The organism is Aquabacterium sp. (genome assembly GCF_049317225.1).
Lineage (GTDB): Bacteria > Pseudomonadota > Gammaproteobacteria > Burkholderiales > Burkholderiaceae_C > Aquabacterium.
On the sequence record NZ_JBMOIR010000001.1, the window covers coordinates 308,712 to 321,521 of the forward strand.

The following is a 12,810-nucleotide window of genomic DNA, read 5'->3' on the forward strand; positions in this document are numbered from 1 at the left end:
GCTGCACGCAACGCTCATGTGCCACCGAAGTGTTCTGAGCCGTGAACGAAATCAAACCCAGCGTGCTGATCGTGGACAAGGCGCCAGAGATGCGGCGCCTTCTTCATCGGCTATTGGTTGCAGAAGGCCTTCACGCCATCGACGCAAGCGATATGGCGGCTGCGCGATACCAGGCTGGCAGCAAGTATCCCAACGCCATGATCCTGGACACGGATTTGCCAGACGGCCGTGGCATCGACTTGATTGCCGATATTCGCGCCCGTTCGGACATCCCTATCCTGATATTGACGGAGCGAGATCGTGAAGAGGACCGCCTCGCCGCATTCGAAGTTGGTGCCGACGACTATGTTCTGAAGCCCTTTAGCAGCAGAGAGTTGCTGGCCAGGCTGAAGGCTCAGTTGAGGCGACAGGCGGCTTGCATCAGAGTGGGAAGCAACCTCCTCAAGTTCGATAACCTAGAGATTGATCTGGCGCTTCGAGTCGTGAGCAGGTCGGGGCAGCCACTTCATCTCACGCCGCTTGAATATCACCTTCTGACCCTGCTTGCCCGCCACCCTGGTCGTGTGTTCCTGCACCAGGAGTTGTTGAATTTGATCTGGGGCGGCATGCATGACCAAGATACGCATTACCTGCGTGTGCACATGAGGAACTTGCGCAAGAAGGTCGAGCTTGATCCTTCAAACCCCAAGCACTTGTTGACCGAGACACATATTGGTTATCGCTTCGTGCCTTGACGTTCTGGCTGTTTATCACCCACCGAGTTGCATGGAAGGGATCGGGCTTTTCCCCAATTCACGCCACACACAACTGCACTCAACTTGGCAAAAGCCCACATGCCCTCCATCACCACGGACTCATCGACATGCGGTGACGGGATGGCACCACCAAGCCACGCGCAGATTGCGCCCAATGCGGAAAAAATGAAGCCAGCATTACTGTCGTACCAAGCCACCAGGGCCACGGGTACGGCATAGAGAATGACGTTTCGCAGTGCGCCATCCAGCGAAAGATTCAACACAGACAGAATCAGCAGCCAAGTGCCGGCCACGGCACACGCGTACCAAAGGCGCTGTCTATGTGAAGCCTGTCTGATGGGGTGCATGGTGTCCTACCGGCGTGAGCCGCTCGCCCACTGAACTTGGTTTGCGTACTGATTGGACATTAGGGAGCATAAATATCTTGCAAAGTTTTGGAGGGCCTGACCCTGTCCCAGGTATCCGTACCGTTCAGTAACAGAATGGACCGGCATGATGTGCCCTTCGAGGGCCTGGGAGTTCATGCCATGAGGAAGAGCAAGTTCACCGAGGAGCAGATGGCCTACGCGCTGAAGCAAGCGGAGTTGGGCATCAGCGTTGATGAGGTCTGTCGCAGGATGGGCATTAGCAGTGCCACGTTCTACAAGTGGCGCCAGAAATACGCGGGGGTTGGTCCATCTGAGTTGCGGCGCATGCGCCAGCTTGAGGAAGAAAACCGCAAGCTCAAACAGATCGTGGCCGACCTGAGCCTGGACAAGGCCATGCTGCAGCACATCGTCTCAAAAAAAGCCTAGGGCCTTCGCGGCGGCGCGAATTGGTGCCGGAGCTGATGCGATTGTTTGGCTGCAGCCAGCGCAACGCCATGCGCGTGGCCAATGTGTCGCAGGGCAGTTTCTTTTACAAGCCGGTCAAGAAGGACGAGACCGTGCTGCGAATGCGCATCAAAGAGATCACCAGCACGCGCGTGCACTATGGCTACCGCCGTGTGCATGTGCTCCTGCGCCGCGAAGGCCACCCTGACAACGTCAAACGGGTGTATCGCCTCTATCGGGATGAAGGGTTGTCGCTAAGGCTCAAACGGCCCAGGAGGAATAAGGCCGCTCAGTTGCGCCAGCCCAAACAGGTGGCACATGCCATCAACGAAATCTGGAGCATGGACTTCGTAGCCGACAACTTATTTGACGGACGCAAGCTGCGCATGCTCACGGTCGTGGACCTGTTTACCCGGGAGTGCCTGGCCATCGAGGTGGGGCAGAGCCTGAAGGGAGAGGATGTCGTGCATGTACTCAGCCGCATCGCAAGCCACCGAGGTCAACCTCGGACGATCAAGACAGACAACGGTAGTGAGTTCATATCCAAGACCATGGACAAGTGGGCATATGAGCGTGGCATTGAGCTGGACTTCAGCCGACCAGGCAAACCGACAGACAACGCCGCGGTCGAGAGCTTCAACGGACGGCTGCGCCAAGAATGCCTGAACGAGCATTGGTTCTTGTCACTAGCCGATGCAAGTGCCAAGATTGAAGCTTGGCGCAGGGATTACAACAAGAATCGTCCCCACTCTGCGCTGGAGTGGGCCACGCCAACCGAATTCGCCCGCCGTAGCCGCCTGCAGGCGGCTACGGCGATGTCAGAGGAGCCGGACAGTTCTACTTCTGATCGGTACTGATTCGGGGACAGGGTCAGTTGACGGACCTCACTTCCATTCAGTTGGTACGGCTACGAGGGAGCACGTCAGCCGCCAATCACCGCCACCGACACCACGGCAATCACCACGCTGGCCCCAGGCGGGCGCGCGAGAAGATCACCAGCGGCAAGGTGGTGGCCCCGGAGCACGCATCCTCAAAGTACCCTGATTGCTTGCGCTCTTCATGGATGGTTCGCAGATCTGTCCCGTACGCAGCATGAAGACAGTGCGAAACATTAGCAAATGCTAATCAACGAACTTGCACATTTAGAACCAACGAAGTCGTATGAGGATCGATGGCAACTTAATGCGCAGGCGTATAAGTCTTTGATAGATATGAACAAAGACAGAGTGCCAGGTCGCCAAGTTTTCTATAAGTGCTATAACAGTAGCCTTAAAAAGCAAATCAAAAAGCAAATCAGAAAAGAGGCGCTTTCTGGGCTATACCGGGTGTCAGGATGGCAAGCACGAAGATAGAAGAACTCACTCTCCGCATCGAAGTCTTGCTTCGTGGCCAAGCCGGGTTGACGGCACGGGACATGCGTGAGCGCCTTGATGTGCCACCGGCGACGCTGACGCGGGCGCTGCGAGAAATGCCTGATCTCTTGCGTCTGGGCGCTGGCCCAAGGATGCAATACGCCTTGCGCGATGAGGCAAGGCACCACATCGAGGCACCCATCTTCAGGGTCAGTCCAGAGGGGCGTGTTTCCCAGTTGGGGCAGTTGGTGCCTGTGCGGCCCGATGGTTTTGTTCTGATCCGAGAGGGCGAGCCCACTCGTCCGAGTTTCCACGAAGGGTTGCCCTGGTGGATGAATGACATGCGCCCGCAAGGCTTCATTGGAAGAATGTTTGGCCGCATGTACGCTCAAAACTTGGGTTTGGGCGCTGACATCAAGGCGTGGACGGATACCCAAGTGCTTCAGGCATTGCTGGTTCATGGCGGGGACAGCACCGGCAATTTGCTGGTTGGCCAGAAGGCGATCCAGGCATTCCTGTCGATGCCGCAAAGTCTTCCGCTTCAGGAGGTGGATAAGCCAACTCGCTACGTCGAGATGGCTGCCGATGCACTGAATGGCGAAGCCTATGGCTCATCGGCTGGCGGCGAGCAGCCGAAGTTCACGGCCTACGTTGAGTTTGCCGGTGCGCCTGCTCATGTTCTGGTCAAGTTCTCAGAAGCAGCAGACAACGACATCACGCGGCGGTGGCGGGATCTGCTTTGTGCCGAACACCTTGCACTGGAAACCTTGAGGGCCAACGGAGTGGAGGCTGCCCAAAGCCAGGTGTATGACTTTGACGGCCAGCGCTTTTTAGAGGTGAAGCGCTTTGACCGGGTGGGCGAGCGTGGGCGCAGGGCGATGTTTTCGCTTGAAAGCCTGGCGGCAGAGTTCTCTGGCAAGACGGACTGGATTCAGGCGGCCAAGGCCTTGAGGGAGCAAAAGGTCATCAGGCCCAAGGCCAGCGATGGCACCGAACTTCTTTGGGCATTTGGGCACTTGATCGGCAACACCGACATGCATCAGGGCAACGTATCGTTCATTTCCGACACGAGTCGCCCTTATGACCTGGCTCCGGCCTATGACATGTCACCCATGTGCTTTGCGCCCAGAACAGGTGGTGGCATGAGCCAAAACGCACCCGTGTTGAATTTCATGGCCGATGTGAGGCTGACCGTGTGGAAGCAAGCGCTTGCCATGGCAAGACAGTACATGGAACGTCTGCAGGCTGATGAGAGATTGTCAGAGGCCTTCAAGCCCTGCATCCATGCGCTCGGGCAGCATGTGCATCAAGCAGGTCAGTTGATCGACAACATTGGCTAGACGCAAGCGGCCTAACCTGTTTGATGGGGCGCCATCAAGTTGTAGCCCATCATTTGGCCGTTTGTCGATGACCCAAGGCCGGTTGCTTCGCCACCTCTGCCATCAGCCAATCTCTGAAGGCTTTCACGCGTGGCTTCGCCGCGCTCGACGCGCTGTACACAACGTAGTAAGCCATGGGGGATGCCATCCTGACCTCAGGCAGCAAACGAACCAGCCGGCCTGACACGAGGTCGTCTTGAGACATGACGCTGCGCGCCAGCGCAACGCCCAGCCCGTCAATGGCTGCTTGCAACACGGCGGCTGAGTTGTTGATCTTTAAACCTCGCCGTGTGGGCACGTCTTGGCCGCCGGCTGCGTGGAGCCAGGACGCCCAGCTTGGAAAGCCGCTTTGGCCATCCATCGAGAGATCGTGGATGAGCGTCACATGTGCCAGATCGCGTGCGTGCCTGATCCGAGGGATCTGCTTGAGCAGGACGGGTGAGCAGACGGGATACAACTCCTCTGTGAGCAGCTTCTCGGCCACCAGGCCGGGCCATTGTCCTGTGCCGTATCGGACGCCGATGTCGATGCCCTGAGAGGCGAAGTCGACGGGCTTGAGGCTGGTGTCAATCCGCACGTCGGTATCTGGGCAAGTCAGCTGAAACCGCTCCAGCCGGGGGAGTAACCATTTGGCGGCAAATGCCGGACTCACGGTCACGGTCAGCACACCGTTCATGGATGCTTCGCTGAGCTTTTCCAAGCCATCAGCCAAACGATCCAGCCCCGCACGGATGTCAGGGAGGGCGCGCTGCGCAGCCTCCGTCGGGATGAGGCGCGTGCGTCCACTGGGCTGTCGAACAAAGACGGGCGCTTGCAGCCAGTCCTCCAAGGTGCGAACCAATTGTCCGACCGCGGCGGGTGTGACATGCAGTTCATGGGCTGCCGCCGAAAAGCTTTGATGCCTTGCAGCAGCTTCGAAGGCCCGCAGGGCATTCAGGTGGGCGAGTGTCTTCATTCGATCAAGAAATTCTTTGTCGTGCAGAAAGTTCTTCTCGATTGCAACCCGTCGTCAGACATGCGTCAATGTGGCGCCACTGCTCTGGAGCCTTGGATGCGCATTCATGACGATTTTTCATGTACCGTTGAAGTTGTCCCCGATGAACACGTCTGGGTGCCTTCACCTCAGCCCGGTGTGTCGCGCATGATGCTGGACCGCATGGGTGCCGAACATGCACGTGCCACGTCCTTGGTGCGCTACGAACCTGGTGCGAGTTTTGCTGCACATTCTCACCCAGGCGGTGAAGAAATTCTGGTGCTGGATGGCACCTTCTCCGACGAGTCTGCCGACTATCCGGCAGGGTGGTATCTGCGTAATCCGGCCGGCTCGGCGCATCAGCCGCATAGCGCGACTGGCGCACTCATCTTTGTCAAACTCTGGCAGATGGACGCCGACGACGCAGCCTGTGTTCGGCTGGACACCCGGGTGCCGGCCAACTGGCACCTGCAGCATGGCCGCAAAGTGTGTGAGTTGCATGCGCATGGGCGCGAGCAGGTTCGCCTGATCCGCGTACCAGCCGGTGCTGCCTTGTTTGCCGAGGCCATACCCAGTGCCGAGGTGCTGGTGTTGAGCGGGGCCATTCAGGGGCTGCGCCGAACCTTGGGGCCCACAGGATGGCTGCGTCTGCCGCAAGGGCACTATCCCACGGTCTGTGCAGGGGAACAGGGGGCCACCGTCTGGGTCAAAACCGGCCATCTGACGCGTGAGGTCGGAGGCCGCGCATGACCGCACTGCGGGCCGATGTGGCCATCATTGGTGGAGGACTGGCCGGCTTGTGTGCAGCCCGGCGCTTGCGTGCTTTGGGTCAGCATGATGTCGTCATTCTGGAGGCCCGGTCACGTTTCGGTGGCCGCATTCAGTCGATGGGCCTGCCGAACAGCCCGGACCGCTTTGACGTGGGCGCGACCTGGTTCTGGCCTGACATGCAGCCCGAGGTGATGGCGCTGGTCATGCAACTGGGTTTGACCGTGGATGCGCAACATGAGCAGGGCCACTGGACGTTCGAGCGGCGCGCAGATTTGCCTGCCGTGCAAGCGGCCGGCTACGCGTTGTCACCACCGGCCATGCGATTGCGTGGCGGCATGATGGCTTTGGTCGATGCGCTGGTCGCAGAAACCCCCTTGGCTTCGCAGCGCCTGGGGCACGAGGTGACGGCCCTGTCGCGGCACGGCGACCGCGTGCATGTCCAGGCGATCCAGGTCAGTGGCGAGCGGGTGGACCTGGACGTGGGCAAGGTGCTGCTGGCGCTGCCACCTCGTCTGGTGGCTGAGCGAGTGAGCTTTTCGCCGCCCCTGCCGGCGGCCTTGCATCGCGCATGGCAGCAGTGCGCCACCTGGATGGCGCCCCATGCCAAATATGTGGCGGTGTACCCGACGCCGTTCTGGCGAGACCGTGGGCTCAGTGGTGCAGCACGAAGCGCGGCAGGGCCGATGGCGGAAATCCACGATGCCTCCGCATCCCAGCACGGGGCCTTGTTTGGTTTCTTGGGGGTGCCAGCCGTTTGGCGCGAAACGGTCGAGCAGGCGGACATGATTCGACTCTGTCGGGCGCAACTGTGCCGTCTATTCGGTGCGCAAGCGGAGCACCCCGTGGCGGAGTTCCTTCAGGACTGGGCACGAGACCCTCACACGGCGACGGATGCAGACCGGACGTCCACAGGTGAGCATCCTCAACGCCCCAAGGCCGAGTCGGATTCGGGCGAGTGGGTCGGGCGGCTGTTCGGGGCGGGCAGCGAATGGTCTCGCTCGCATGCAGGCTATCTTGCCGGCGCGGTTGACGCAGCCGAATCAGCGGTCGATGCGCTCTTGCGCAAACGGCTCGATCCCTGATGGTGGCGCGCTGTGCCATGTCAGCGTGGCCAGCGCAAGAATTCACTCAAGAATGGACGTGTTTCAGCCGAAATGACGTTGGGTGCGCAAGTCATCTTTGGTTTTGCCCGATGAACTCATAAGGCGCTGGGTATGCAACCCCTCACTCACTTGATCTACGCCAGTGCAGAGACCCGCCGTTTGTCCGAGCAGGATCTGGCGGCACTGCTGGAGGCATCCCGAGCGAGCAACGAGCGCATGGGCCTGACCGGGATGCTGCTGTATGCCGATGGCAGCTTTTTCCAAGTCTTGGAAGGTCCTGCCGATGTGGTCGCGGCGCTGTACAAGAGGATCGAGCGCGATTCGCGCCATACCCGTCTTACACGCATCATCAGCGAACCGATTCCGCGGCGAGCTTTCGGTGGTTGGAGCATGGGGTTCTCCAACTTGTCATCCACTGCGTCAGCGTATGCAGATGGCATGAACGATTTTTTCGGGGCAGCGCAGTCCTTCAATGACGTGAGCTACGGCCGAGCGAAAAAGCTGCTGGCAGCTTTTGCAGCCGGGCGCTGGCGATCTGCACAGAATGACTTCGATATCGCGGGGCGGTTTTACTCATGAGCGCGACCAGCAACCCTGTCGAACGTGGTCTGAATCTGGATGACTTTCCGGCGTTCAGTTATGCCTACCAGCCCATTGTGGATGGGTTGACGCGGGAAGTCTTTTCATACGAGGCACTGATTCGTGGACCGCGGGGCGAGTCGGCGAAAGACGTCCTGGATCGGGTGGGAGAGGGTATCAAGTACCAGTTCGATCAGGCAAGTCGGATCGCTGCGATCCAGTTGGCTGCGTCACTCGGCTTGACCGCCCACATCAACGTCAACATATTGCCCGGCAGCTTGTTTGCCGCAGATGTCTCGATCGACGCGACGCTCGAGGCCATCGCAGATCACACGAAGTTTGCAGGGCTGCTCAATGCCTATCGCGGGATGGGCTTGAAGGTGGCGATTGACGATTTCGGAGCAGGCATCTCGGGCCTGAATTTGTTGGCCGATTTCCAACCCGATCAGATCAAGATCGACATGAACCTGGTCAGGGGCATTGAAGGGGATGGGCCACGCCAGGCGATCGTCAGAGCCATCATGCAGGTCTGTTTCGACCTCGGCATTGATGTGATTGCCGAGGGCATCGAAACGCAATCCGAATACCTCTGGTTTTCGAATCAAGGTGTGAGGTTGTTTCAAGGCTATTTGTTCGCCAAGCCCGGGTTCCAACAATTCCCAACCTTGCGGTATGGCGGCTTGTGAGTCTTGCGAAGGCACGAGGCTCAGTAGCGCCCGCCGCCGTAGCCGCCCGAGCCATAGCCCACATCCGAACGCTTGGTTGCGGTGTAACCGGTGCTGCTGTATCCGCCTGACTGCTGACGATCTTCACGGGGACGGGCCATCGTCACGACAATCGCACGACCTTCGACCGACATGCCGTGCAAGGCCGCGATGGCTGCCTGGGCGAATGCAGCCGAGGACATCTCTACAAATCCAAAACCCTTGGATCGGCCGGTGTCACGATCCATCATGATCTTGGCGGAAGAGACATCGCCAAACTCGGCGAAGTTGCTGCGGAGGTGATGGTCGGTAACGGAATAGGGCAAGTTGCCCACGTAAATTTTGCTGCTCATGGAGAAGTCTTTCTGATGTGGGTGCGCTGTTCGAGCGCTGGTGCGCATGTGGATGCGCAGCAAATGTGGCGAGTCAAGTCTCTGTGAAACGCCGCGCTTTAGCACTTGGCCAAGGGCGGAAGGCATGTCTCCAGCCATCCCTGCGTGACTGCAAAGAGTCGAGCCGCCTCGCGCGATGCAAATGTCTTGTCAAAGCGGAACACGCGGCAGTAGCTTCCGTTGCCTTGAGCGCGCTGTACTGCGAAAGACGCTTGAAAGCGGCCGCAGTTGGTGGGGTGTGTCGCGGGCGAAACGACGTACTGGCCCATGGGAATGTTGACGTGTGAAATCGGTAGCAATCAATAAGCAGGGCGGAGGGCGCCTGCGTGAGCAACGAATGGCTCGGTGGCCGCAGATCGGCTGGCCAAGAGGGCGACAAAGGTCGCAAGAAAAAGGCGGCTGGCGACATACGAAACCCTGATTCTGTGGGGCAGTGTCGCTGCGCACTTTTTCTTTGTATCACTGTTTGAGCCTGTCCGTCAAGTCGCGCAGATTTGATCGGAACCACGGGACCTGTTGGGCGTACGTCCTTATGGACGTCGTCGCGGCCAGCCGCTTGCTGTTTTAGCGCCACGCCAAATATAAATACACACAACGCATGTTTCGGCGTACGATGAGTTCGCTGATATGCACAAGACCGTCCGCTCTTAGGTCTTTCTGCTCTCGCTGGTGTCCTTCCAGTCTCTGAGTCGAACCCCCCTTGAAGATTTTCTTGGCGTTTCTTCGCTAGGCGCGATCCTGCGCCTGATAACTTCAATAGGAATTCGATATGACGATGCAAACAGGTACTGTGAAGTGGTTCAACGAGGGCAAGGGTTTTGGCTTTATCGCCCCTGATGACGGCGGCAAGGATCTCTTTGCCCATTTCAAAGAGATTCAAGGGGGTGGTTTCAAGACCCTGAACGAGAACCAGCGGGTGCAATTCGAGGTGACCCAAGGTCAAAAAGGACCACAGGCGTCGAACATCCGTAGTTTGAGTTGATCTCTGCGGGAGCAAGGCTAGAGGCCGAGTTCTTCGACCTGATCGCGCGGCTTTGCCGCGCTTTTTTTTTTGCTATTTGGGGGCAGCGGTGAAGAATTTGCAAGAAGCTACTGAACGCATTTGCGAGCTGAAGGGGAGTCTGATCGCGCTTGATGCGCTATTGCCATCGGTGATTGATGCCTTGCCCGAAAGCGCCCTCGCCAACTTGGTGACATCTTTCGATGCGCATGCTGAAATCGCGCGCACCGCGATGCTGCATTCGGAAATGTCTGATGTGGTGCTCATGACGTTCGAGCAGGAAGTCGCGCGAAACCGTGCGCTGCTGCAGCGAAGCCAAAAGTCAGCCTCGCACGTGATGTGGACAGGCGCCGCAGATGCCTTGCTGCTGACGACCACGCAGATCACGACTTTCTTGGGTGGCCAGGCGCTTAGTTGCGCGAGTGGGTTCTTCTTTCGCCGTGACGGCAATCTGTTCCTGGTAAGTAACCGCCATGTCTTTGCCGATGCTGGAAACGGACATTTTCCCGATCGGGTTGAGATCGGTTTGCATACGGATGCACAGAACCTCACCTCACATACAGTGGTCTCGCTGCCGTTGTACAAAGATGGGTTATGCCTATGGCGTGAAGCGGTGGACACGGGTGGAGTGGTGGATGTGGCTGTCCTCTTGATGCCGGCATCCCTGCTGCCTATCGAGGCCATTTTTCTTGCGTTCGACGAAACCCATTTGGAACCCACCGGCAGCGACGTTGTCATCGGAGACGCTTTGACGATCGCAGGCTTCCCGCTCGGCTTTCATGACACGATTCATCATTTGCCCGTGGCGCGCAGTGCGTCCCTTGCATCGGCCTATGGCGTTCGGTTTCAGCAGCAGGGTTACTTTTTGACCGATGCGCGTACACACCGGGGGAGCAGTGGCTCACCTGTCGTTCGCCGTCGTCAGTTGAATTCGCCCATTTGCTGGCAGTTGCTCGGTGTGCATTCAACCCGGATGGACATGAAGGACAGAGATGTCGTCCGCGATGAATCGCTCGGGTTGAACTGCGCTTGGTACGCCGATGTCTTGTTGACGCTCACGGCGAACGCGTGATGGCACGGCGCTGGGGTCTGGCCAATTCTGGGTGAGCTTGTGACTTACTGAACCTGCAGCACTTCAAACTGCTGCCTGACTTGTGCGATCTGGATGAACACGTCATCGCCCTCGCATTTGCCCAGCATGGCCCGACCCAAGGGGGATGCACTGCTGATCACCTGAACGAGCTGGGCGCGGCAGACCAACTTCATGCTCCCCCCATCAGGGCCGAGAAAGAGACATTGCTGCTGCTCGTTGGCATCGACCAGACAGACCAGCGCACCGAGCTGTATGCCTTTGCTGGCGTCGTAGGGGAGTGGACGAAATTGGCGCCATTGGGCCATCGCCTGGCGAATGGCTTCAGCGCGCCGAGCCTGCCCTGTGGCCAGGTACGCGGCTTCGAGACCCAAGGTGTCGTATTTGTTTTCGGCAATGTTCTCTTCGTGCGTCGCTGTTTCATGGGCCACTCGCGCGGCCTGTTCGACTTGGAGCAGGTCTTCGGCGAGCTGCTCCAGCACCTGTTGTCGCAGCAAGAATTTATCCATGATGAAAGGTCGACAACTCGAAGATGCGGGGGCAAGTCTTGATTATGAAGGGCGATGCCAGCCACCGCTGTCGCCCATTGCCGGCACGTACTTTTTCACGCAGGCAGAGTTCTGCGGGGCTGAAACGCTTTTGATGCGGCGTTTCATTGCACACCATCACAAAAGAGAGGGCGGATATGTTGCGCAAGTTCATTCTGGGCGCAGCGATCAGTAATTGCAGGTCTACGTGATGGGCCACACCGACGGGCAGGGCGCACTGGAGCCAATGCGACCGAAGATGGGCGCGCGCGCAATCGGCGAGTGGAATGGGTGGTGCGCTGACGGCGATGACTGTGCGTCCACAGCCCAGCTTGGCTTTTGACAACGAAATCGCGTTTGCTTATGAATCCAGCAACTTGACGTTCATCGTGATTTGCGCCGTGAACACCGTCTTGCCCGCGGTGTCAAAAATTTCCACGGGCACCACCTTGTCACCGGGGGCGGCCCAGTCAATGGCGGAGCCGTCTGACACGGCTGTGAGGTCCGTCTTGGCTTTGGCCTGGTATGCCACGGTCATGCCGGATGGAATCCAGCGCGTCCCTTCCGGCAGGGACACGTCGGTCATGATCCCGCCCACCAGCTCGGCGGCGTTGCACAACGCAATTGCGTGAACGCAGCCCAGGTGGTTGGTGATCTCTTTGCGAAAGGGGATGTGCGCTTCAGCGCGGCCGGGCCGCAGGCTCAACAGCTTGGGCTCGATGGTGCTGAAGTAGGGCGCCATCTCACACACCATTTTGCTGAATTGCTCAGCCCCCACGGCTTGGAACACTTGAAGCGATTGACTCATGAATGGCTCCCCTTTGAATGAAGCCTCACCTTAGCAAACGCGTGTCGGCCCGAAACCCCGTCAAGCCCTATTGACGTGAGCGGTCATTTGCATCACATCGCTCAGCCGTGTGTTCAGCGCCGCCCACTGTGCGGTCTGCGCTTGCAGTTGGGCGGCGCTCAGTTCGCCAAACAACTGAGAAGCCACCAAAGCCTGGGCGTGCTCAAACGTGTGCAGCGCTTGCTGCCCCTGCGGGGTCAGCCACAGGCTGTAGCTGCGCTTGTCTTGGGGGTGGGGCTGGCGCTCCAGCAGGCCTTCTTCCAGCAGCATCTTCACCAGGCGGGTGATCTGGGCTTTGTCTCGTCCGCTGCCTTCGGCCAGCGCTTGCGGCGTGATGCCGGGCTGACGGGCACACAGTTGCAGCATGCGCAGGCCCATGGGCGGTGTCCTCGCCTGATCCGACAAGGTCTGAACAATGGCGGCCTTGACACTGCCGAACAGGGTCAGCAACTGTTCCAAGGCTTTCACCTGTGCGATGGCATGGTCTTTTTCCGGCATATGGTTGACGCTATCAACTAATTATCGA

General features: G+C 58.7%; 17 protein-coding genes. 10 read left to right on the top strand and 7 right to left on the bottom strand.

The window, feature by feature from the left end; translation table 11 throughout:
- Positions 1 to 41 precede the first annotated feature (41 nt).
- The gene (locus ACOYNB_RS01235; protein WP_422837291.1) at positions 42 to 734 is read left to right on the top strand and encodes a response regulator; all 693 of its coding nucleotides are present in this window, start codon (positions 42 to 44) and stop codon (positions 732 to 734) included.
- On the opposite strand, the gene ACOYNB_RS01240 is transcribed toward ACOYNB_RS01235, so the two are convergent.
- A complete protein-coding gene (locus ACOYNB_RS01240; RefSeq protein ID WP_422837292.1) occupies positions 716 to 1,048 on the bottom strand; it encodes a hypothetical protein in 333 nt (110 codons plus the stop codon). The genes ACOYNB_RS01235 and ACOYNB_RS01240 overlap by 19 nt on opposite strands.
- 234 nt (positions 1,049 to 1,282) lie before the next feature.
- On the opposite strand from ACOYNB_RS01240, the gene ACOYNB_RS01245 reads away from it, so the two are divergent.
- Positions 1,283 to 2,424, top strand: a protein-coding gene (locus tag ACOYNB_RS01245) for an IS3 family transposase (RefSeq protein WP_422837446.1) whose coding sequence is annotated in 2 segments (ribosomal slippage) — positions 1,283 to 1,544 and positions 1,544 to 2,424 — 1,143 coding nt in all. Because the reading frame shifts where the segments join, the coding sequence is not laid out codon by codon here.
- Between the two features lie 476 nt (positions 2,425 to 2,900).
- Positions 2,901 to 4,259, top strand: coding sequence for a type II toxin-antitoxin system HipA family toxin YjjJ (gene yjjJ, locus ACOYNB_RS01250; protein WP_422837293.1), 1,359 nt, complete (start codon positions 2,901 to 2,903; stop codon positions 4,257 to 4,259).
- A gap of 49 nt (positions 4,260 to 4,308) precedes the next feature.
- Here yjjJ and gcvA read toward each other — a convergent pair whose 3' ends face one another.
- On the bottom strand, positions 4,309 to 5,253 hold the full coding sequence (gcvA, locus tag ACOYNB_RS01255) for a transcriptional regulator GcvA (protein ID WP_422837294.1): 945 nt from the start codon (positions 5,251 to 5,253) through the stop codon (positions 4,309 to 4,311).
- A gap of 96 nt (positions 5,254 to 5,349) precedes the next feature.
- On the opposite strand from gcvA, the gene ACOYNB_RS01260 reads away from it, so the two are divergent.
- The 4 genes from ACOYNB_RS01260 (at position 5,350) to ACOYNB_RS01275 (ending at position 8,410) form a co-directional block, all read left to right on the top strand.
- Entirely contained in the window at positions 5,350 to 6,021 is a 672-nt protein-coding gene (locus ACOYNB_RS01260) for a cupin domain-containing protein (protein WP_422837295.1), read from the top strand.
- Positions 6,018 to 7,124: a flavin monoamine oxidase family protein gene (locus ACOYNB_RS01265; protein ID WP_422837296.1), complete on the top strand. Its 1,107-nt coding sequence runs from the start codon at positions 6,018 to 6,020 to the stop codon at positions 7,122 to 7,124. Before ACOYNB_RS01260 ends, ACOYNB_RS01265 begins: the two co-directional genes overlap by 4 nt.
- A 132-nt stretch (positions 7,125 to 7,256) precedes the next feature.
- Positions 7,257 to 7,724 (top strand): BLUF domain-containing protein, encoded by a 468-nt coding sequence (locus ACOYNB_RS01270; RefSeq protein WP_422837297.1) that lies wholly within the window; start codon positions 7,257 to 7,259, stop codon positions 7,722 to 7,724.
- Positions 7,721 to 8,410, top strand: coding sequence for an EAL domain-containing protein (locus ACOYNB_RS01275; protein WP_422837298.1), 690 nt, complete (start codon positions 7,721 to 7,723; stop codon positions 8,408 to 8,410). The genes ACOYNB_RS01270 and ACOYNB_RS01275 overlap by 4 nt, the downstream gene beginning before the upstream one ends.
- Positions 8,411 to 8,430: 20 nt before the next feature.
- Here ACOYNB_RS01275 and ACOYNB_RS01280 read toward each other — a convergent pair whose 3' ends face one another.
- Both ACOYNB_RS01280 and ACOYNB_RS01285 read right to left on the bottom strand, forming a co-directional pair.
- On the bottom strand, positions 8,431 to 8,781 hold the full coding sequence (locus tag ACOYNB_RS01280) for an RNA recognition motif domain-containing protein (RefSeq protein WP_422837299.1): 351 nt from the start codon (positions 8,779 to 8,781) through the stop codon (positions 8,431 to 8,433).
- Between the two features lie 98 nt (positions 8,782 to 8,879).
- The gene (locus ACOYNB_RS01285) at positions 8,880 to 9,089 is read right to left on the bottom strand and encodes a hypothetical protein (RefSeq protein ID WP_422837300.1); all 210 of its coding nucleotides are present in this window, start codon (positions 9,087 to 9,089) and stop codon (positions 8,880 to 8,882) included.
- A gap of 500 nt (positions 9,090 to 9,589) precedes the next feature.
- On the opposite strand from ACOYNB_RS01285, the gene cspE reads away from it, so the two are divergent.
- Positions 9,590 to 9,802 (top strand): transcription antiterminator/RNA stability regulator CspE, encoded by a 213-nt coding sequence (gene cspE / locus ACOYNB_RS01290; protein ID WP_422837301.1) that lies wholly within the window; start codon positions 9,590 to 9,592, stop codon positions 9,800 to 9,802.
- Positions 9,803 to 9,854: 52 nt separating this feature from the next.
- Positions 9,855 to 10,892 carry a S1 family peptidase gene (locus ACOYNB_RS01295; RefSeq protein ID WP_422837302.1) on the top strand — a complete coding sequence of 346 codons (1,038 nt, stop codon included), beginning with the start codon at positions 9,855 to 9,857 and terminating at the stop codon, positions 10,890 to 10,892.
- Between the two features lie 44 nt (positions 10,893 to 10,936).
- Here ACOYNB_RS01295 and ACOYNB_RS01300 read toward each other — a convergent pair whose 3' ends face one another.
- Positions 10,937 to 11,419: a GreA/GreB family elongation factor gene (locus ACOYNB_RS01300; protein ID WP_422837303.1), complete on the bottom strand. Its 483-nt coding sequence runs from the start codon at positions 11,417 to 11,419 to the stop codon at positions 10,937 to 10,939.
- Here ACOYNB_RS01300 and ACOYNB_RS01305 point away from each other — a divergent pair.
- The gene (locus ACOYNB_RS01305) at positions 11,418 to 11,633 is read left to right on the top strand and encodes a hypothetical protein (RefSeq protein ID WP_422837304.1); all 216 of its coding nucleotides are present in this window, start codon (positions 11,418 to 11,420) and stop codon (positions 11,631 to 11,633) included. The genes ACOYNB_RS01300 and ACOYNB_RS01305 overlap by 2 nt on opposite strands.
- Before the next feature lie 165 nt (positions 11,634 to 11,798).
- On the opposite strand, the gene ACOYNB_RS01310 is transcribed toward ACOYNB_RS01305, so the two are convergent.
- Both ACOYNB_RS01310 and ACOYNB_RS01315 read right to left on the bottom strand, forming a co-directional pair.
- Positions 11,799 to 12,245, bottom strand: coding sequence for a hotdog fold domain-containing protein (locus ACOYNB_RS01310; RefSeq protein WP_422837305.1), 447 nt, complete (start codon positions 12,243 to 12,245; stop codon positions 11,799 to 11,801).
- 60 nt (positions 12,246 to 12,305) lie between these two features.
- Complete coding sequence (locus tag ACOYNB_RS01315) at positions 12,306 to 12,782, bottom strand: MarR family winged helix-turn-helix transcriptional regulator (protein ID WP_422837306.1); 477 nt, start codon at positions 12,780 to 12,782, stop codon at positions 12,306 to 12,308.
- Positions 12,783 to 12,810: the final 28 nt, after the last annotated feature.

Bases quoted from the DNA above. Each gene is read 5' to 3' on its own strand.
- ACOYNB_RS01260 (WP_422837295.1), top strand. From the start codon at position 5,350: ATGCGCATTCATGACGATTTTTCATGTACCGTTGAAGTTGTCCCCGAT.
- ACOYNB_RS01285 (WP_422837300.1), bottom strand. From the start codon at position 9,089: ATGGGCCAGTACGTCGTTTCGCCCGCGACACACCCCACCAACTGCGGC.
- ACOYNB_RS01315 (WP_422837306.1), bottom strand. From the start codon at position 12,782: ATGCCGGAAAAAGACCATGCCATCGCACAGGTGAAAGCCTTGGAACAG.
- ACOYNB_RS01305 (WP_422837304.1), top strand. From the start codon at position 11,418: ATGATGAAAGGTCGACAACTCGAAGATGCGGGGGCAAGTCTTGATTAT.
- ACOYNB_RS01265 (WP_422837296.1), top strand. From the start codon at position 6,018: ATGACCGCACTGCGGGCCGATGTGGCCATCATTGGTGGAGGACTGGCC.
- gcvA (WP_422837294.1), bottom strand. From the start codon at position 5,253: ATGAAGACACTCGCCCACCTGAATGCCCTGCGGGCCTTCGAAGCTGCT.
- ACOYNB_RS01280 (WP_422837299.1), bottom strand. From the start codon at position 8,781: ATGAGCAGCAAAATTTACGTGGGCAACTTGCCCTATTCCGTTACCGAC.
- ACOYNB_RS01310 (WP_422837305.1), bottom strand. From the start codon at position 12,245: ATGAGTCAATCGCTTCAAGTGTTCCAAGCCGTGGGGGCTGAGCAATTC.
- ACOYNB_RS01275 (WP_422837298.1), top strand. From the start codon at position 7,721: ATGAGCGCGACCAGCAACCCTGTCGAACGTGGTCTGAATCTGGATGAC.
- ACOYNB_RS01270 (WP_422837297.1), top strand. From the start codon at position 7,257: ATGCAACCCCTCACTCACTTGATCTACGCCAGTGCAGAGACCCGCCGT.
- cspE (WP_422837301.1), top strand. From the start codon at position 9,590: ATGACGATGCAAACAGGTACTGTGAAGTGGTTCAACGAGGGCAAGGGT.
- yjjJ (WP_422837293.1), top strand. From the start codon at position 2,901: ATGGCAAGCACGAAGATAGAAGAACTCACTCTCCGCATCGAAGTCTTG.
- ACOYNB_RS01300 (WP_422837303.1), bottom strand. From the start codon at position 11,419: ATGGATAAATTCTTGCTGCGACAACAGGTGCTGGAGCAGCTCGCCGAA.